Source organism: Streptomyces sp. SAS_270, from assembly GCF_052543295.1.
The window spans coordinates 1-17408 of the sequence record NZ_JBMNDS010000007.1; the positions used below are offsets into that span (position 1 = coordinate 1).

General features: G+C 71.0%; 16 protein-coding genes and 2 tRNA genes. 5 read left to right on the forward strand and 13 right to left on the reverse strand.

Annotation, left to right across the window (positions count from 1 at the left end):
• Positions 1–50: 50 nt before the first annotated feature.
• The 6 genes from ACN6LB_RS06765 to ehuB form a co-directional block, all read right to left on the reverse strand.
• A tRNA-Lys gene (locus ACN6LB_RS06765) sits at positions 51–124 on the reverse strand.
• Between the two features lie 78 nt (positions 125–202).
• Positions 203–961 carry an IclR family transcriptional regulator gene (locus tag ACN6LB_RS06770; protein ID WP_356142014.1) on the reverse strand — a complete coding sequence of 253 codons (759 nt, stop codon included), beginning with the start codon at positions 959–961 and terminating at the stop codon, positions 203–205.
• A gap of 203 nt (positions 962–1164) precedes the next feature.
• On the reverse strand, positions 1165–1956 hold the full coding sequence (gene ehuA, locus ACN6LB_RS06775) for an ectoine/hydroxyectoine ABC transporter ATP-binding protein EhuA (RefSeq protein ID WP_356142018.1): 792 nt from the start codon (positions 1954–1956) through the stop codon (positions 1165–1167).
• A complete protein-coding gene (gene ehuD / locus ACN6LB_RS06780; RefSeq protein ID WP_356142020.1) occupies positions 1946–2596 on the reverse strand; it encodes an ectoine/hydroxyectoine ABC transporter permease subunit EhuD in 651 nt (216 codons plus the stop codon). Before ehuD ends, ehuA begins: the two co-directional genes overlap by 11 nt.
• On the reverse strand, positions 2593–3330 hold the full coding sequence (gene ehuC, locus ACN6LB_RS06785) for an ectoine/hydroxyectoine ABC transporter permease subunit EhuC (RefSeq protein ID WP_356142022.1): 738 nt from the start codon (positions 3328–3330) through the stop codon (positions 2593–2595). The genes ehuD and ehuC overlap by 4 nt, the downstream gene beginning before the upstream one ends.
• A complete protein-coding gene (gene ehuB / locus ACN6LB_RS06790) occupies positions 3327–4232 on the reverse strand; it encodes an ectoine/hydroxyectoine ABC transporter substrate-binding protein EhuB (RefSeq protein ID WP_356142025.1) in 906 nt (301 codons plus the stop codon). The genes ehuC and ehuB overlap by 4 nt, the downstream gene beginning before the upstream one ends.
• Before the next feature lie 97 nt (positions 4233–4329).
• Here ehuB and ACN6LB_RS06795 point away from each other — a divergent pair, with 97 nt between their 5' ends.
• Positions 4330–4824: a DUF3830 family protein gene (locus ACN6LB_RS06795; protein WP_445024980.1), complete on the forward strand. Its 495-nt coding sequence runs from the start codon at positions 4330–4332 to the stop codon at positions 4822–4824.
• Here the strand turns inward: ACN6LB_RS06795 and ACN6LB_RS06800 are convergent.
• Positions 4805–6226 carry an amidase gene (locus ACN6LB_RS06800; protein WP_445024981.1) on the reverse strand — a complete coding sequence of 474 codons (1422 nt, stop codon included), beginning with the start codon at positions 6224–6226 and terminating at the stop codon, positions 4805–4807. The two genes, ACN6LB_RS06795 and ACN6LB_RS06800, sit on opposite strands and share 20 nt — an antisense overlap.
• A 53-nt stretch (positions 6227–6279) precedes the next feature.
• Positions 6280–7227 (reverse strand): D-2-hydroxyacid dehydrogenase, encoded by a 948-nt coding sequence (locus ACN6LB_RS06805; protein ID WP_445024982.1) that lies wholly within the window; start codon positions 7225–7227, stop codon positions 6280–6282.
• A 229-nt stretch (positions 7228–7456) separates the two neighbouring features.
• On the opposite strand from ACN6LB_RS06805, the gene ACN6LB_RS06810 reads away from it, so the two are divergent.
• From ACN6LB_RS06810 to ACN6LB_RS06820, 3 genes are all read left to right on the forward strand, one after another.
• Positions 7457–8245: a maleate cis-trans isomerase family protein gene (locus ACN6LB_RS06810; protein ID WP_356142033.1), complete on the forward strand. Its 789-nt coding sequence runs from the start codon at positions 7457–7459 to the stop codon at positions 8243–8245.
• On the forward strand, positions 8242–8973 hold the full coding sequence (locus ACN6LB_RS06815) for a maleate cis-trans isomerase family protein (protein WP_445024983.1): 732 nt from the start codon (positions 8242–8244) through the stop codon (positions 8971–8973). Before ACN6LB_RS06810 ends, ACN6LB_RS06815 begins: the two co-directional genes overlap by 4 nt.
• A 190-nt stretch (positions 8974–9163) precedes the next feature.
• The gene (locus ACN6LB_RS06820) at positions 9164–10267 is read left to right on the forward strand and encodes an LLM class flavin-dependent oxidoreductase (RefSeq protein WP_445024984.1); all 1104 of its coding nucleotides are present in this window, start codon (positions 9164–9166) and stop codon (positions 10265–10267) included.
• Here ACN6LB_RS06820 and ACN6LB_RS06825 read toward each other — a convergent pair.
• Positions 10258–12258, reverse strand: coding sequence for an EAL domain-containing protein (locus ACN6LB_RS06825; protein ID WP_445024985.1), 2001 nt, complete (start codon positions 12256–12258; stop codon positions 10258–10260). The genes ACN6LB_RS06820 and ACN6LB_RS06825 overlap by 10 nt on opposite strands.
• 355 nt (positions 12259–12613) lie before the next feature.
• Here ACN6LB_RS06825 and ACN6LB_RS06830 point away from each other — a divergent pair, with 355 nt between their 5' ends.
• Positions 12614–13963, forward strand: coding sequence for a M6 family metalloprotease domain-containing protein (locus tag ACN6LB_RS06830; protein WP_445024986.1), 1350 nt, complete (start codon positions 12614–12616; stop codon positions 13961–13963).
• 80 nt (positions 13964–14043) lie between these two features.
• On the opposite strand, the gene ACN6LB_RS06835 is transcribed toward ACN6LB_RS06830, so the two are convergent.
• The 4 genes from ACN6LB_RS06835 to ACN6LB_RS06850 all read right to left on the reverse strand — a co-directional run bounded on the left by ACN6LB_RS06835 (position 14044) and on the right by ACN6LB_RS06850 (position 17398).
• A tRNA-Lys gene (locus ACN6LB_RS06835) sits at positions 14044–14117 on the reverse strand.
• Positions 14108–14782 carry a bifunctional DNA primase/polymerase gene (locus ACN6LB_RS06840; RefSeq protein ID WP_445024987.1) on the reverse strand — a complete coding sequence of 225 codons (675 nt, stop codon included), beginning with the start codon at positions 14780–14782 and terminating at the stop codon, positions 14108–14110. Before ACN6LB_RS06840 ends, ACN6LB_RS06835 begins: the two co-directional genes overlap by 10 nt.
• Before the next feature lie 780 nt (positions 14783–15562).
• Entirely contained in the window at positions 15563–15952 is a 390-nt protein-coding gene (locus tag ACN6LB_RS06845; protein ID WP_445024988.1) for a hypothetical protein, read from the reverse strand.
• A 108-nt stretch (positions 15953–16060) separates the two neighbouring features.
• Positions 16061–17398, reverse strand: coding sequence for an AAA domain-containing protein (locus ACN6LB_RS06850; RefSeq protein ID WP_445025100.1), 1338 nt, complete (start codon positions 17396–17398; stop codon positions 16061–16063).
• Between the last annotated feature and the right edge of the window lie 10 nt (positions 17399–17408).

The following is a 17408-nucleotide window of genomic DNA, read 5'->3' on the forward strand; positions in this document are numbered from 1 at the left end:
ATCTGAGGCATGTTCGCGCTTTCTGCGAACATGCCTCGCTATCGCTAGCGTGCGCCGCCAGGGACTCGAACCCCGGACCCGCTGATTAAGAGTCAGCTGCTCTAACCAACTGAGCTAGCGGCGCATGACTCTCGCCTTCCGCTTTCGCGGTCGGCGACAAAGAAAATACTACCTGGTCCGGAGGGGTGCTCCGGACCAGGTTCTAGATCGCCAGCGACAGCAGTACCGGCGCGGCCTCCCGGTTCAGGGTGTCCGCCGCTCGGCGGAGGCGGTGGGCGTGTTCCACCGGCAGGGACAGGGCGAGGCAGCCGACGGCGGAGCCGGCTGTGATCGGGACGGCCGCGCAGACCGTGCCGATCGCGTACTCCTGGAGATCGAGCACCGGCACCGTGGGCGGCTGGGCGTCGAGCCGGGACAGGAGCTGGCGCTCGTTGGTGATGGTGCGCGAGGTGAGGCGGGCCATCTTGTGCCGGGAGAGGTGATCGCGGCGGGCGTTGAGGTCGAGCTGGCCGAGCAGGCTCTTGCCGAGCGCGCTGGCGTGGGCGGCGGAGCGGAAGTCGACCCATTCGTGGACGGCCGGCGTCGCGGGTCCGGTGGCGCACTGGGTGATGTGCACCTCGCCGTCGATGTAGCGGCTGAGGTAGATGGCGGCGCCGACCGAGTCGCGCAGCCGGTCGATGGTCTGCTGGAGTTTGTCGCGCAGGGCCTGGTCGCGGCCGTGCGTCGAGGTCAGTCGCTTGAGTGCGGTGCCGCTGACGTACGCACCGTCGGTGATCTGCTCGACGTAACCCTCTCGCCGCAGCATCCGCAGGAGCGTGGTCAGCCGCTCCGTGCCGAGGCCGGTGTGGCGGGCGAGCTCGATGTCGGTGATGCCGGTTGAGTGCCGCGCCACCGTTTCCAGGACGCGCAGGGCATCCTGGGCCGAGTGGTAGGGCGCGGTCGGCTCGTGCTTGAGCGCCACGGTTCCCCCTGCGCTATGTGGCCGGGCTTTACAGATACATGCAGCCGGACAGCTGGGCTTCGTCCACGATAACCGCCAAGACGGTTGCTGTGAGGGGTTGTTGGCGAGAAAGATGGCGCGTTCCGGCTCTCTCAGCAGGAACGCGCCACCATGGCATATGCCAGCGTCATGACCCAGTGCTTCGGGCCGTCATCGCGCTGTCGTCAGGTCAGCACCGCGCTCAGGAACTCACGGGTCCGGTCGTGCTCCGGTTCGCCGAAGATCTTCTCCGGCGGACCGGATTCGATGACATGGCCGGCGTCGAACATCAGGACCTGGTCCGAGATGTCCCGGGCGAAGCCCATCTCGTGCGTCACGCAGAGCATGGTGATGTCGGTGGTGCGGGCGATGTCACGGAGTACGTCGAGGACGCCCGCGACCAGCTCCGGGTCGAGTGCCGACGTCACCTCGTCCAGGAGCAGCACCTGCGGCCGCATCGCCAGCGCCCGCGCTATCGCGACTCGCTGCTGCTGCCCGCCGGACAGCTGGGTCGGATAGGCATCGCACTTGTCCGCGAGCCCCACGAGGTCGAGCAGCTCGCGGGCCCGCTGCTCGGCCTCGTCCTTGGACAGGCCGAGGACGGTGACCGGCGCCTCGGTGATGTTGCGCAGCACCTTCATGTTCGGGAACAGGTTGAACTGCTGGAAGACCATCCCGATCTTCTTGCGGACCTCCCGGATCTGCTTCTCCGGGGCGGGGAAGAGCTGGTCCCCGGCGACCGTGATCGTTCCCTCCTCGGGCTTGGCCAGCGTCATCAGCAGCCGCAGGATCGTCGTCTTCCCGGAGCCGGAGGGGCCGATCAGGGTGACGTGCTTACCGGACTCGACGGAGAAGTCGAGCCCGTCGAGGACGGTGTTGCCCCCGAAGCGCTTGGTGACCTTGTCGAAGCGGATCAGCTCGCTGCCGTCCACCTTCGGGTTGGCAAGGTCCTTCACGGGATTGGTGTCAGCGGACAAGACGTCGCTCCAGGGCTCGCATGAGGAGGGAAGCCGGATAGGCGATGAGGATGAAGGCCACGCCGATGACGGTGAGCGGTTCCGTGAACTGGAAGTGCTGCTGCGAGTACAGCCGTGCCTCGCCGAGCATGTCCAGGACGGTGATCACCATGAGCAGGGGCGTGTCCTTGAGCATCGAGATGACGTAGTTGCCGAGTGCGGGCACCACCCGGCGGATCGCCTGCGGGAGGATCACCGCCGTCCAGGTGCGCCGCAGCGGCAGGTTGAGCGCCGTGGCCGCTTCCCACTGGCCGGCGGGCACGCCCTCGATACCGGCCCGGTAGACCTGCATCGTGTACGTCGAGTAGTGCAGTCCGATCGCGACGACCCCGGTGGTCAGCGCGGAGAACGTGAAGTTCCACTCGGGCAGCACGTAGAAGAGGAAGAACAACTGCACCAGCAGGGGCGTGTTCCGGATGAACTCCGTGACCACCCCGACCGGCCAGCGCACCCAGCGCGTGGGCACCCGCATCAGCAGCGCCCACACCAGCCCGAGGGCGAAGGAGATCACCGAGCCGAGGGCCAGCGCCTGCAGGGTGACCAGCAGTCCGTCCCAGAAGTGCGGCATGAAATCGCCGACCGCGCTCCAGTCCCACTTCATCGGACACCTCCTACTCCGGTGCCGCCGCCGGCGGAGGCGTCCGCCATCTCACGGCGCAGCGCGAGCTTGGACCGGTCGCCCTCCGGCTGCTTGCCGACCCCGGCCTTCAGCCGTTTCTCCAGACCGCGCATGACCCGGGTGAGCAGGAAGGCGATCACGAAGTAGATCAGCAGGACGTACGTGTAGATCTCCGCGCTCTGCTGCAACGCGAGCCGCACCAGGTTGGCGCTGAACGCCAGATCGCCCATGCCCATGACGGAGACCAGGGCGGTGCCCTTGAGCAGCTCGATCAGCAGGTTCGAGAAGGAGGGGATCATCTCCGGCACCGCCTGCGGCAGCAGGACCAGCCGCATCCGCTGCCAGGGCGTGAAGCTGAGCGCGATACCGCCCTCGCGCTGGGCGGGGTCGACGGCGTTCAGCGCGCCGCGCACCACTTCGGAGCCGTACGCCCCGTAGGTGAGGCCGAGTGCGAGGGTGCCCGCCCACATCGGGACGAGCTGCCAGCCGAAGGCCGGGGGCAGCACGAAGTACACCCAGAAGATCATGATCAGCGCGGAGGTGCCGCGGAACACCTCGGTGTAGAAGCCCGCGAGGAAGCGGACGATCCACAGTCGCGAGGTGCGCGCGATCCCCACCGCGAAGGAGACGGCACCGGCCAGCAGCGCGCTGAAGATCAGCAGCTGGACGGTGACCCAGATCCCCTTCAGTACGAGTTCCCAGAGTCCCGAGGTCATCCGCCGCACAGCTCCTTCGCGGTCAGATCGGTCATCTCCGCCTTGGTGAAGCCGAAGGGCCGGAGGATGCGGAACAGCTCGCCGCTCTTCTTCAGCTTCCGCAACTCCACGTTGAAGGCGTCCCGCAGCGTCGTCTCGGTCGGCCGGAACGCGAACGCGCCCCCGTCGACATGCTTCTTCCCGTCGACGAGCGGCGCGAAGGCCGCGGTCGACTCGGTCTTGGAGGACTTCTTGACGACCGCACGGGTGGTCAGCGCCGTACCGGCGAAGACGTCGACGCGTCCGGCCTCCACGGCGTTCAGCCCGGCCACCTGGTCCGGGACGATCAGGATGTCGCTCTCCTTGTACCCGGCATCGACCGCGTACTGGATTTCCGCGTATCCCGTGCCGGTGGCGAACTTCGCCTTCTTCTCCACGACGTCGCGGTAGTTGTGCAGGCCCTTCGGGTTGCCCTTGCGGACGATGAAGGCGTCCAGCATCTGGTAGTCCGGATCGGCGAATATGACCTGCTTGCAGCGGTCCGCATTGACGTACATACCGGCGGCCACGACGTCGAACTGCTGTGAATTGAGCCCAGGAATGAGCGAGCCGAACTCGGTCGGCACGGGCTGGACCTTGTCCACCCCGAGCCGTTTGAAGACAGCCCTCGCGAGTTCCGGCGCCTCACCGGTCAGTTCGCCGTTCTTGTCGATGTACCCGAAGGGGATCTCGCCTGCGATACCGAGCCGTACGACACCCTGTGCCTTCAGCCGGTCGAGCAGATCACCGCCCTCCACGCCGGACGCCGAGGCCACCCGGCTGCAGCCGGCCGCCCCCAGCGCGCCGAGCGCCGCCACCCCCGCGAGCAGCGACCGGCGGGTGGTTCCGGGTTTCTCTGTGCGATTGCCATGTGGTGGAGCCATGGGCGCGCGGCTACCCGGGACCATCCGAGTTATGCAGACCGGTTTCAGCCCCGGATGAACCGGGGGCGCTCTTGACCGGCGCGGGACCATGGAACGCATGGCTGATCGCTACATCGAAGTCTCGCTGGTCAAGCGGGGAATCCACTGCACGGCGAAGCTGCTCGACGACCGGGCGCCGATCACCTGCGCCGCGGTCTGGAATGCCCTGCCGCTCGGCAGCGACGTCTACCACGCGAAGTACGCACGCAATGAGATCTACGCCCTTTTCCCGCCTTTCGTGAAATCGGAGCCACCGCTGGAAAATCCGACAGTTACCCCGATCCCGGGAGATCTCTGTTATTTCTCCTTCGCGGGTGCCGAGCTGGGGACGAAGGCGTACGGCTACGACGCCGAGGTGCGCCCCGGCAGCACCGTCGTCGACCTCGCGCTCTTCTACGAACGCAACAACCTGCTGCTCAACGGCGACGTGGGCTGGGTGCCGGGGATCGTCTGGGGCCAGGTGGTCGACGGCCTCGACGCGATGGCCGAGGCCTGCAACGACCTGTGGCGGTCGGGAGCGCTGGGGGAGACGCTCAGCTTCCGGCGGGCGTAGGCGCGGGAGGGACCGTCCCCGTTCCGGCGGCTCCCGCTTCGAAGAGCGCGTGCGCCGCGCGCAGCACGAGGTCGTCGCGGTGCCGGGCGGCCACGATCTGCAGCCCCACCGGCAGCCCGTCCCCGTCCACCCCGACCGGCACGGTCGCCGCGGGCTGCTGGGTCATGTTGAAGGGGTACGTGAACGGCGTCCAGCCCGTCCAGCGCCGGTGGCCGGAGCCCGCCGGGACCTCCGCACCCGCCTCGAACGCGGTGAGTGGCAGCGTCGGCGTGACCAGCAGGTCGTGCGAGGAGTGGAAGCGGCCCATCCGCCGCCCCAACTCCATGCGGACGTCCACCGCCGCGAGGTAGTCCAGCGCGCTGAACCGGGCGCCGAGGCCGCAGATCTCCCGCAGGCCCGGATCGAGCAGCTCCCGCTGGTGCGGTCCGAGACGCTGGGTCACACGGGCCGCCCCGCTGAACCAGAGCACATGGAATGCCTCGACCGGATCGGTCAGGTCGGGGTCGACCTCCGTGACGTGCGCGCCGAGCCCTGCGAGCCGCTCCACCGCCCGCCGCACCGCCGCCGCGACGGCCGGGCGGACCGCGACCTGACCGCCGAGCGAGGGCGAGTACGCGACCCGCAGCCCCTGCACCCCGCCGTCCAGCGCGTCCGTGAACGACCCGCCGACCGGCCCGAGCCCCGACCAGTCGCGCGCGTCGGCCCCGCTGATCACGTCCAGCATCAGCGCCGCGTCGGCCGCGTCCCGCGTCATCGGGCCCACGTGCGAGAGCGTCCCGAACGCGCTCGCCGGATACAGCGGCACCCTCCCGTACGTCGGCTTCAGCGCGAAGATCCCGCAGAAGGCGGCCGGGATGCGCACACTGCCCCCGCCGTCCGTGCCCAGGGAAAGCGGGCCCGCGCCCAGCGCCACCGCCGCGGCGCTGCCACCGCTGGAGCCGCCCGCCGTGCGCGTGACGTCGTACGGATTGCGGGTCACGCCCGACTGCGGTGAGTCCGTGACGCCCTTCCAGCCGAACTCGGGTGTCGTCGTCTTGCCCAGGAAGACGGCGCCGTGCTCGCGCAGCCGGGCCACGGACGGGGCGTCCTCGTCCCAACTGCCCTGCGGATCAATGGTTTCGGAGCCGCGCAGGGTCGGGGCGCCGCGCAGCAGCAGGATGTCCTTCACCGTGACGGGGACCCCGTCCAGCAGGCCCGCCGGCTCGCCGCGCCGCCAGCGGTCCGCCGACTCGGCCGCCCCCGCGAGGGCTTCGTCCGCGAACAGCCGCACGAAGGCGTTCACGGCGGGCTGGACCTCCTGCGCCCGCCGCAGGGCCGCGCGGGTCGCGTCCACGGGGCTGAATTCGCCCTTGCGGTAGCCGTCGACCAGTTGTACCGCGGTGAGCTCGGTGAGTTCCGTCATCCGCCCTCCAGCCATGGGGAGTTCGCTGCGACTTCGGTGTTCCGGCGCGTGCTTCAATGCCCGGGTACGTACCCGCGCTGCTTGTCGACCACGTTCGGCAGCGGCAGGCCCGCCGCCCAGCGCTCGTACAACTCCACGAACTGCATGCCGAGTTCGTCGCGCCAGCCGACCGTGTCCCCGCTCATGTGCGGCGACACGATCAGCCCCGGCACCTCCCACAACGGGCTCTCGGGGCCCAGCGGTTCACGGTCGAAGACATCCAGGGCCGCCCCCGCGATCCACCGCTTCGACAGCGCCTCCACGAGTGCGTCCTGCACGACGAGCTGCCCGCGTCCGACGTTGACGAAGCGCGCCGAGGGCTGCATCATCCCGAAGCGCCGCGCGTCGAACATGCCGTACGTGTCCGGCGTGAGCGGTGCCGCCGACACCACCCAGTCGGCGCGGGCCATCAGCCGGTCGAGGTCGGCCGGACCGTGGATACCGGTGCGCGGGGTGCGCCCCACCAGCGCGGTCGTGATCCCCAGGGCCTTCAGGTTCTTCTGGATCGCCCGCCCGATCGGCCCCGAGCCCACCACGCAGGCGCGCGTGCCGGAGACCCGCTGCGACTCGCGGTGGCGCCACACGTGGCTGCGCTGCAGCTCCCATGTGCTCGGCAGATCCTTGGCCATCGCGAGGACCAGGGCGGCGACGTACTCGGCGATCGGCTGGTCGAAGATGCCCCGCGCGTTGGTCACCACCGTGTCGGACGCCGCCATTTCGGGACACATCAGATGGTCCACGCCCGCGCTCGCCGTGTGCACCCAGCGCGGCCGCGGTCCCTCGCCCGGCCAGGCCCGGCGCACGGCGTGCGAGGCGAAGTCCCACACGAGCAGCACGTCGGCGCCCGGCAGCCGCGCGGCCAGCGTCGACTCGTCGGCGTGCTCGATCCGTACCCGCCCGGTGAGCCGGCCCAGGCGGGGCGGCGGCTCGGCGTCCAGGACGAGCAGGGTCGTGTCGGACATGTCCGGGAAACTGTTTCGCAATGCGGGTCCGCTTTTCTGGGTTCTCCGGGCTTGTTCACCGGAGGGTGTTCTCCGGGGGTGTAGGCGGCGCTCCTTCGTGCGCGAAGGTGGTCGGAACCGTCTGAGATGCGCGGATTGACCACGCTCGCACCCGAACCTACCTTCGTCAACACGGGCCCGCATCGGGTCCGTTGCTCACCCGTTTCCCGTCGTGAGGCCGGTGGCTGACATGGACGTCTCCTTTCTCGGCGGACCGGCCGCGCAACGCGCTGTCGGAGTCGTCGCCCCTTTCGACTTCGCCCTCGACCGCGAACTGTGGCGCTGGACCCCGGACGACGTGTCGCTGCACCTCACGCGCACCCCGTTCGTGCCCGTCGAGGTCAGTCTCGACCTGGCCCGGCTGGTCTCCGAGCACGAGACGCTGGGGGACGCGGTGCGCGCGCTGACCGCCGTCGGGCCCGAGGTCGTCGCGTACGCGTGCACCTCGGGCAGTTTCGTCGGCGGGGTCGCGGGCGAGCGGGCGATGTGCGAGGCGATGACCCGGGCCGGCGCCGTCCCCTCGGTCACCACCTCCGGGGCGCTGCTCGAAGCGCTGGACGAGCTGGGCGCCCGCCGGATCGCGCTGGTCACGCCGTACACGGTCTCGGTCACCCAGTCCCTGGAGGAGTACCTCGCCGAGGCGGGCGTCACCGTCACCGGCCGCACCTCGCTGGGCCTGACCCGGCACATCTGGAAGGTCCCCTACCGCGATGTGGTCGACATGGCACGCCAGGCGGTGTCCGAGGTCCCCGGTCCGGCGGACGCCCTCTTCATCAGCTGCACCAACCTTCCGACGTACGACGTCATCCCCCAGCTGGAGGCGGAACTGCGCATCCCGGTTCTCTCGGCCAACCAGGTGACGATGTGGGCCGCCTTGCGCCATCTGGGTACCCGAGCCGTGGGGCCGTATCAGCGGCTCGTCGATCGGGCCGCCCGGCAGGGGCCCGTACTGCCGGAAGAACAGGAAGGTTGGGCATGACCGCACTCGGATTCCTCTACCCCGGACACTCGGGCGAGGACGACTACCCGCGCATGGAGCAGCTGCTGGGCAGCGACATCCGGCTGGCCGTGGTGCACACGGACATCGGCGAGGACGCCCACCGCGTGGACGCGCTGCTGGAGATGGGAGCGGAGGACCGCCTCGCCGCGGGCGTCGAGGAACTGCGGCTCTCCGGCGCCGAGGCAGTGGTGTGGGCGTGCACCAGCGGCAGCTTCGTCCACGGCTGGAACGGCGCCCACGACCAGGTCCGCGCGCTCGCCCGCAGGGCGGGCCTGCCCGCCTCCTCCACGTCCTTCGCCTTCGCCCACGCGGTACGGGAGATCGGCGCGGGGCGTGTCGCGGTCGGCGCGACCTATCCGGAGGACGTGGCCGCGCTCTTCGCCACGTTTCTGAAGGACGCCGGTACGGAGGTGGTGGCCGTGCGCGGGGCCGGGATCGTGACGGCGGCGGAGGTCGGCACGTGGGGCGAGGCCGAGGTGCTCGCCCTCGCCCGGGAGGCCGACCGGCCCGACGCGGACGTGGTCCTCCTCCCCGACACCGCCCTCCACACCGCCTCCCACCTCCCCCTCCTCGAATCCACCCTCGGCAAACCCGTCCTCACCGCCAACCAGGTGACGGTCTGGGAAGCCCTCCGCCTGACCGACCGCCGCGTGAACGCCCCGGAACTGGGGTCACTCTTCACGAAGGAGCCGCTCGTGCAGGTGTGAGGGGGACGCGCTCGTCCTCAAACGCCGGACGGGCTGTATCCAGCCCCTCCGGCGTTCGAGGAGCGGGGGTTCGGGGGCGGAGCCCCCGAGTACGGGGCGGAGGGGGCGAAAGAAGGCCGGGAATAACCGGGGACAGTCCCCTGTTAGTACGCCGCGGACAGCGCGACGTACACCATCAGGAGGAACCCCCGTGGCGGCAGTGGACGAAACGGACGACATCCGAGGCACGGCACAGGGCACCGCCCCGGTACCCCTCTCCGTACTGGACCTCGTCACGGTGGGCGCAGGCCGCACCGCGACCGACGCCCTCGCCACCAGCGTGAAGATCTCCCGCCTCGCGGAATCCCGCGGCTTCCACCGCTACTGGGTGGCCGAACACCACTCCATGCCGGGCGTGGCGTCCTCGTCGCCCGCCGTGATCCTCGCCCACCTGGCCGCCCACACCACCCGCATCCGGCTCGGCTCGGGCGGCGTCATGCTCCCCAACCATGCCCCGCTCGTCATCGCGGAACAGTTCGGCACGCTGGAGGCCATGGCTCCGGGCCGGGTGGACCTCGGCCTCGGCCGGGCCCCCGGCACGGACGGCGCCACGGCCGCGGCCCTCCGCCGCACGGAACGCCTCAACGAAGGCGCGGACGACTTCCCCGAGCAGCTCGCGGAACTGACCCGCTTCCTGGACGACGACTTCCCCTCCGGCCACCCCTACGCCCGCATCCACGCGGTCCCCGGCCCGATCCAGTCCACGTCCCCCGGTGGCGTCCAGTCCCCGCACCGCCCCCCGATCTGGCTCCTCGGCTCCTCCGGTTTCAGCGCCCGTCTGGCCGGCATGCTCGGCCTCCCGTTCGCCTTCGCGCACCACTTCTCGGCGCAGAACACCATCCCGGCGCTGGACCTCTACCGCGAGTCCTTCCGCCCCTCGGCCGTGCTCGCCGCTCCCTACGCCCTGATCGGCGTCTCCGCCCTCGCCACGGACGACGAGAAGGAGGCCCGCCGCCAGGTGCTGGCCGCCGCCCTCAACATGGTCCGCCTGCGCACCGGCCGCCCGGGTCTGGTCCCCACCCCGGAGGAGGCGGAGGCGTACGAATTCAGCCCGATGGAGCGGGAGTTCGTCGACTCCTGGAACACCAATGTCATCCACGGCACCCCCGACGAGGTCCGCTCCGGCCTCGACGACCTGCAAAAGCGCACCGGAGCCGACGAGTTGATGATCACGGGCAACGCCCACAGCGGCGACGTACGCCTGCGCTCCTACGAACTCATCGCGGACGCCTACGGGTTGCCCGGTCAGGCCTGACCGGGGGCCTCGGCCTGCAGTAGTGCGGAGATACGATCCGGCGCCACCGGCCGCGAGTACAGCCAGCCCTGGCCGGTGTCGCAGCCGATGCCGCGCAGCCGGGTGGCCTGCGAGGCGGTCTCCACGCATTCGGCGGTGACGGTCAGGCCCAGACGGTGGGCGAGCTGGATGAGGGCCTCGACGATGACCTCGTCCGCGGGGTTGGGATTGCCGGACGCGCCGTCGTGCTTCCCGGTGGTCTCGTACTGGAAGCCGCGGACGAAGGAGCCGTCCAGTTTCAGGACCGACACCGGAAGGCGGCTGAGGTAGGCCAGGTTCGAGTAGCCGGTGCCGAAGTCGTCGATGGCGATGCCGACGCCCATGTCGCTGAGGGCCTGAAGGGCCTGCAGCGGTCGGCCCGCCGAGCCCATCACGGCCGACTCGGTGAGCTCCAACTGCAGGAGCCCCGGGGCGAGTCCGGTCTCCGCGAGGGTCTCCGCGACGTCCGCGACCAGGTCGGAGTCCCACACCTGGCGCACCGCCACGTTGACGCTCACGAAGATCGGCGCGGCGTCCGGGTGGTCCAACTGCCAGCGGCGTGCCTGCCGGCAGGCGGTGGCCAGCACCCAGCGGCCGAGCTGCACGATCGAGCCGTCCTCCTCGGCCAGTCCGATGAACCGATTCGGCGTGAGCATCCCGAACTGCGGGTGGTTCCAGCGCACCAGGGCCTCGACTCCGCGGACGCCACCGTCCGCCATGCCCACCAACGGCTGGTACTCCAGCGTGAATTCACCGCGGTCGATCGCCGCGCGGAGTGTGGAGGCCAGGGCCTGGCGGGTCATGCGGTGGGCGTTGCGCTCCGGGTCGAAGAGGGTCCAGCGGCCCTTGCCGTCGGCCTTCGCCCAGTACAGCGTCGTGTCCGCGGCCTGCATCAGGCCCGTCGCGGTGGTCCCGGCGGCGCGGCGCTCGACGACTCCGATCGACGCGGACAGGGAGAGCCGCTGCCCCGAGAGGTCGAAGGGGACCTGCAGGGACTTGAGGACGGACTCCGCGAGGTCCGCCAACTGGTCGGTGCCGGTGGAGTCCTCGACAAGGAGCGCGAACTCGTCCCCGCCGAGTCTGGCGACCAGCGGGGTGGCCGCTCTGGCGTATCCCGCCTCGTCGGCACAGCGCGTCAGGCGTTCGGCGACGGCCGCGAGCAGCCGGTCGCCGATGCGATGGCCGAGCGTGTCGTTGACCGCCTTGAACCCGTCCAGGTCCAGATAGCAGAGCCCGATCCGGCCGGTGCCGCCCTCCTCGTACGCCTCCGCCTCCAGCGCGGCCGAAAGTCGCTCGAAGAACAGCGTCCGGTTGGGCAGCCGGGTCACCGGATCGTGCATCTGCAAGTGCCGCAGTCGCGCCTGGAGTTCACGCCGGGCACTGATGTCGGCGACCGACAGCAGCACCCCCTGCTCCTCGGGGGGCAGCGGCGCGATCGTCACCTGTACCCAGAGCGAGTGCCCGTCGGGGTGCTTGAGGCGGCGTGTGCAGCGCAGCCTTGCCTGGCGGCCGCGCAGCACCTCGCGGTACGCGTGCCAGGTACGGGCGTCCGTCGCCAGGTCGACCAGGTCGGCGGCGATCCGCCCGGTGAGACCGTCGGATCCGGTGCCGAGCAGTGAGCCCAGCGCCTCGTTCGCCGTGACGACCAGGCCCTCGCGGTCGACGAACGCCATCGCGAGAGGGGCCGCGGCGAACGCGGCCCGGAAGGTGCGGGGCGGCACCTCAGCAGGGTGCGCCGCATCCGTGGGCGGTGCTGCGCCCGTACCCGGTGACGTGCCCGTGAGGGGTGAGGTACCCGTCAGAGGCGTGGGGTCCATCAGGGGCGTTGCGTCCGTACGGGGCGTTGTACCCGTACGGGGTGGTGCGTCGCTACGAGGTGGTGTGTCGCAAGGAGATGCATCGATGTGACGCTCTGTGACGGCCGGCCGGACGAGGTCTGCCGCGGGCGCCGGCCCTTCGGACGTTCCGCTCACCGCTCGCTCCCGCAGTGCACTCGTTCTTCGTATGGGTCTCGTTGCGGCGGTCGGCCAGTGATGGACGGCCGCACAAGCCGTGTCCGTGCAGGAAAGTGTGCCGATCATAGAGGCTGGTCTCGGGGCCTTCCAGCCACTGTCCAGTGTCCCGGAACAACCACCCCTTCTGACAGATCGTTTCTGCCTGGATCTGGACCGGATCCTTCCCCCGCCGACCGCATGTGACGTTCCGTGAGTGTTCGGGGTGTCGGCCTCGGGTACCCCCTCACTCTTCTGGTGCAGATAAACAGGGCGAAGTGTCACAATCCCGCCCAGGCTGGGTGCGGTATCCCGAAATCCGCATCCGGAGGTCGACGTGCCGCGTCCGCTCCCCCTGAAGGGGCTCACCCGTGAGGCCCTACGGGCCCTCGCCCGTGACGGGGCGCCCCGCTGGCGCAGTACCGCGGCGGTGTTCACCTCGATGACAGCACTGGCCGCGACCTCCCTCGTGACAGGCCCGGCGCTCGCCGAACCCCGAGCGGCCCCGTGCGCGCTGAAGCGGACCGAGGCCCACCACTCGGAGGGCCTCGACACCTGGAACGCCGCCTATCCGCGCCCCACCCGCGCTCTCGACGCGGTGATGGTCTTCCTGTCCTTCCCGGACTCCGAGCCGCGCACCACCCCCGCCGAGCTGACCGCCGATTACTTCCCGTCGACCAGCCGCTTCTTCGAACGCGCCTCCTACGGCAAGTTCACCCTGCGCCCGCACCCGCAGCGTGACTGGATCCGGATGCCGCACTCCTCCACGTCGTACGCCATACAGCGCGACTGGAACGCCGCGCGCCGCTCCGCGTACCTGCGCGACGCGCTCGCCGCGTCCGATCGGCAGGTCGACTTCTCGCGCTACGACATCGTCTACTTCGTCGCCGATCCGGACGCGCCGGGTGTCGACTCGGACGCGACGAAGGTCGTCAATCTCGACACCCCGCTGCGGGCCGACGGCAGGGACATCCGCCGGGTCGTCACGGTCTTCGAGAAGCATCCGCCGGACCGTCTCGTCCTCGCTCACGAGACGGGCCACGTCTTCGACCTCCCCGACCTCTATCACCGGCCCGTCGACGGCAAGGGCGACTGGGACACGTACGTCGGCGACTGGGATCTCATGGGCAGCCAGTTCGGGCTCGCCCCCGACCTCTTTGCCTGGCACAAGTGGAAGCTGGGCTGGCTGGAACCGCGCCAGGTGATGTGCGTGCGGGGCCCGCGCAGTACACGGCTGACTCTGGAGCCGCTCGGCGCGGGGCCGGCCGCGGCCGCGGTGGCGTCCGCCGGGGTGCCGCGGGCGGCGGGGTCGCCGCCGCTGGGCTCGGGGGCCCCGGCCTTCGGCTCCGGGCGCGGCACCAAGCTGGCGGTCGTGCCCACCGGTTCCGACAGCGCGCTCGCCTTCGAGGCGCGCGGCTCGGCGGGCAACGACGACTCGGCGTGCACACAGGGCGTCCTCGTCTACCGCGTCCGTGGCGGGGCCGCGTCCGGCGGCGGCCCGATCGAGGTCGTGGACGCCCACCCGCGCACCGAGGCCTGCTGGGAGGACTCGGTCTACCCGCCCCTCGCGGACGCCCCCGTGGCACTCGGCGAGAGCTTCACGGTGCCGGGCGAGAACGTCCGCGTCGAGGTGCAGGACCGGACGGCTTCGGGGGCCTGGACGGTGGAGATCACGCCGTCTGCGTAAGGACCGCGGGGGCACCGCACCCCGCACGCGCCGGGTACGCAAGAAGCCCCTCGCTCTCGCGAGGGGCTTCTCACCGTCTGTGCGCCGCCAGGGACTCGAACCCCGGACCCGCTGATTAAGAGTCAGCTGCTCTAACCAACTGAGCTAGCGGCGCCTGCTGACGTCGTAGACCTTAGCATCCTGATCGGACTCAGGAAAAATCGATATCCGCACGGCGGCGGAGGCGGTGGCGCGCGCCGCCCGTACGGCCGCCCAGAGCAGGATTTCGGGGCCGGGGAGCCAGGGGTGGCGGGTGTCGGGGGCGACGAGCCAGCGGGAGTCGAGGCGGGCGGAGCCCAGGTCGGGGCCGCTGTCGCCCGGGTTCGGCGCGGGGACGGTCACGGCGTCGCCCGTGCCGTGGCAGAGCAGCGGCGGGACCGCGCTGCCGCGGCCGTGACCCCCGGTGTCGCGGGTGCCCCACTCCTCCCACTCCAGGAGCGAGGGGAGCCGCTGGGCGGTGCCGGAGGCGGCGAACAGCAGCATCCGGCCCCGGTACGCCGCGACCGGGCCCGAGCCCGGGCCCTCGTCCCACAGGCGGTCGAGCATCCGCCGGCCGAACATCGCGGGGGCGCTGACTACGTCGAAGGCGGTACCGCAGGGCAGGACGACCGGAGCGCCGGGCCGGTCCTCCCAGAGGGCGAGCGTGCTGCGCGGATACGTTCCTGCCGAGGCGAGCCAGGCGGCGCCCTCCGAGGTGACACCGCAGACGTCGAACCGGTCGGGCAACGGGCGGCCGGGTCCGTGGGGGGAGCTGCTTGCCGGGTTCCGTGTGCTGCTCATGCCACCAACATTTACTGGTGGTGAGCACCCCGTTCCCGAGAGTTGCCGGAATCCGGGACAGGAGGGAGCGGGGAGGAGTATCTTGCCCGACTGGCATATGCCAAAAAGCCTTGCTGAGGCTGCGGGTGCCACCTTCGCGAGGGCTCGCCGGCCGGGTCCGGCGGGGGTGTGTTCCGGTGTCGGTGCCCTGCGTCGGTGCCCCGCGCGTGCGCGTGGCGTGCGGGCGTACGACGTGGGTCGGCGTTCGTGCGTAGGTGACCCGCATGTGCGCGTGCCGTGGGTCGGCGTTTCGTGCGTGCGGGTGCCGTGCGTGCGTATCTTGCGCGCCCACTTCCTGTGCGCCCGCGTCCTGTGCGGGCGCATTCCGTGGGCGGGCGTTTCGTGGGTCGGCGTTTCGTGGGTCGGTGTTCCGTGCGTCCGCTTCCCGTGCGGGGGTATCCCGCGGGTCGGCTTTCGTGCGTGCGTGCGTGCGTGCGCGTGCCGTGCAGGCGTATTCCGTAGGTCGGCGTGCCGTGGGTCGGTGTTCCGTGCGCCCGCTTCCCGTGCGGGCGCATCCCGCGGGTCGGCTTTCGTGCGTGCGCGTGCCGTGCAGGCGTATTCCGTAGGTCGGCGTGCCGTAGGTCGGCGTGCCGTGGGTCGCTGTTCCGCGCGCCCGCTTCCCGTGCGGGCGCATCCCCTGAGTCGGCGTTCGCGTGTCCGCACCCCGTGCGCTGCCATCCCGCGCGGTTCCGCCGGGCGGGTCTCCGTGCCGGGTGCCGTCGTCTCCGGCGTGTCGGCGCCTCAGACGTGGTCGCCCACCCCGTGTCCGTGTCCGTGTCCGCGCCCGTTGCCGTCGACGCCTCGCAGCAGGTCCCGGCCGAATTCGATCATCTTCTTCGCGTAGTCCTCGGTCCACTCGGCCCGCTCGGCGATGTCGGCCGGCTTCAGCCGGTCGAACCGCCGCGGGTCGGCGAGCTGCGCGGCGGCGATCGCCTGGAACTCGACGGCCCGGTCGGCCGCGGCGCGGAACGCCTGCGTCAGCTCCGTGGCCCGGGCCAGCAGGGCGCGAGGGTCGTCTATCGACTCCAGGTCGAAAAAGTGCTCCGGGTCGGAGGCCGCCTCCGCGGGCTCGAAGAGCAGGGGCGCGGGGCGTAGCCGCGGTTCGTTCCGACGCGGCGTGGGCTCCGCCATGTCTTCTCCTCCTCGTACGTAGTCAGGCCCTCTCCGCGGGCCACCGTCCATTGTCCCCCGCCCGCGCAAGTGGGCCCCGCGGCTCCCGATGGGGCGGGGGAGCGGCGGTCACGGGCGCCAGGGCACCCGGTGTTCCGCCAGATGTGACAGCACCGCGTGGTTGGCCTCCCAGCCGTCCGGGAACTTCACGGTGACGCCCAGTTGCACGGGTTCCGTGGACGGGTGGTCGTCCAGGAGGGACGTGACCCCCTCGCGGCAGACCACGATGCAGGCGTGCCGGTGCCGGGAGGCGAGGACGCACAGGCGGCCCGTCTCCAGGTGGAAGGCGGTGGCGTCGGGGCGGCCCGAGAGCGGGTGGAGGATGACGGTCACGTCGAACTCCCGGCCCTGGAGCCGGTTGGCCGTGTCGACGGTGACGCCGGACACGCCGAGCTCTGTCAGGGCCGAGCGGACGGCGGCCGCCTGGTCCCGGTGCGCCGTGCCGACGGCGATCCGGTCGGCCGTCAGCGGCACCGGATCGGCCGACCGCTCCGACGTCGCCGCGCCGCCGCGGTCCAGCAGCCGCCGTACGACCTGCGCGAGGGCCCGTACCGCCTCGGGGTCCGTACGAGGCGTGTGCCGGGCCGGGAGCTCCAGCAGGCCCCAACCCGCGTGCGCCGCCTCGTCGATGACCCGGTCGGCTCCCGAACCGTCCGACGCGACGGCGAAGTCCAGACGACGGTCGCCGTGGCCCGTGCCGCTGCGGAAGGGCGTGTACGGGTAGAACGCGTCCGAGACCAGCGGCGCGGCCGAGGCGGGCAGCCGCCAGGACACCGGCAGCCGGTGCTGCGGGAGTTCGGGGTTGTGGGCCAGCAGCGTGGTCACGGCGGACGCCGACGGGTCGTACGACAGACCCGCCCACTGCTCCGCTCCCACGATCGCGAACGGGTCCAACTGCCCCGGGTCGCCCACGAACAGCGCCCGCTCGAAGAGCCCCGCGACGGCGAGCAGTGCGTCCGATCGCATCTGGTACGCCTCGTCGACGATCGCGTGCCGCCACGGCTCGACGCCCTTGACGTGCGCCCACTTCGCGGCCGTCGAGATCACGACGTCCAGCCCCGCCAGATCGGCCGCCTTGGTCGACTTGCGTACGTTCGGCAGGTCGTCGAGCGCCTTGTCGTACGGGTCGGGATCACTGCTGTGCAGCCGGCCCACCGGCAGCTCGGCATCCTTCTCGGCGAGCCGCAGCACCAGATCGTCGACCTGGGCGTTGGTCTGCGCGATCACCATCAACGGCCGCCCCGCGGACGCGAGTTCGAGGGCCGCGCGCACGACGAGCGTCGACTTCCCGGCGCCGGGCGGCGAGTCGACCACGACACCGCGGGCATTGCCGTGCAGGGTGTCGCGCAGGATCGCGTCGGTGGCCCGGGCGGCCTCGGCACCCGGGTCGAAGACGCCGGTTCCCACGGCGGAGCCG

Coding starts and splice junctions, on each gene's coding strand:
- ehuD (WP_356142020.1), bottom strand. CDS start 2,596: ATGAAGTGGGACTGGAGCGCGGTCGGCGATTTCATGCCGCACTTCTGG.
- ehuC (WP_356142022.1), bottom strand. CDS start 3,330: ATGACCTCGGGACTCTGGGAACTCGTACTGAAGGGGATCTGGGTCACC.
- ehuB (WP_356142025.1), bottom strand. CDS start 4,232: ATGGCTCCACCACATGGCAATCGCACAGAGAAACCCGGAACCACCCGC.
- ACN6LB_RS06795 (WP_445024980.1), top strand. CDS start 4,330: ATGGCTGATCGCTACATCGAAGTCTCGCTGGTCAAGCGGGGAATCCAC.
- ACN6LB_RS06800 (WP_445024981.1), bottom strand. CDS start 6,226: ATGACGGAACTCACCGAGCTCACCGCGGTACAACTGGTCGACGGCTAC.
- ACN6LB_RS06805 (WP_445024982.1), bottom strand. CDS start 7,227: ATGTCCGACACGACCCTGCTCGTCCTGGACGCCGAGCCGCCGCCCCGC.
- ACN6LB_RS06810 (WP_356142033.1), top strand. CDS start 7,457: ATGGACGTCTCCTTTCTCGGCGGACCGGCCGCGCAACGCGCTGTCGGA.
- ACN6LB_RS06815 (WP_445024983.1), top strand. CDS start 8,242: ATGACCGCACTCGGATTCCTCTACCCCGGACACTCGGGCGAGGACGAC.
- ACN6LB_RS06840 (WP_445024987.1), bottom strand. CDS start 14,782: ATGAGCAGCACACGGAACCCGGCAAGCAGCTCCCCCCACGGACCCGGC.
- ACN6LB_RS06845 (WP_445024988.1), bottom strand. CDS start 15,952: ATGGCGGAGCCCACGCCGCGTCGGAACGAACCGCGGCTACGCCCCGCG.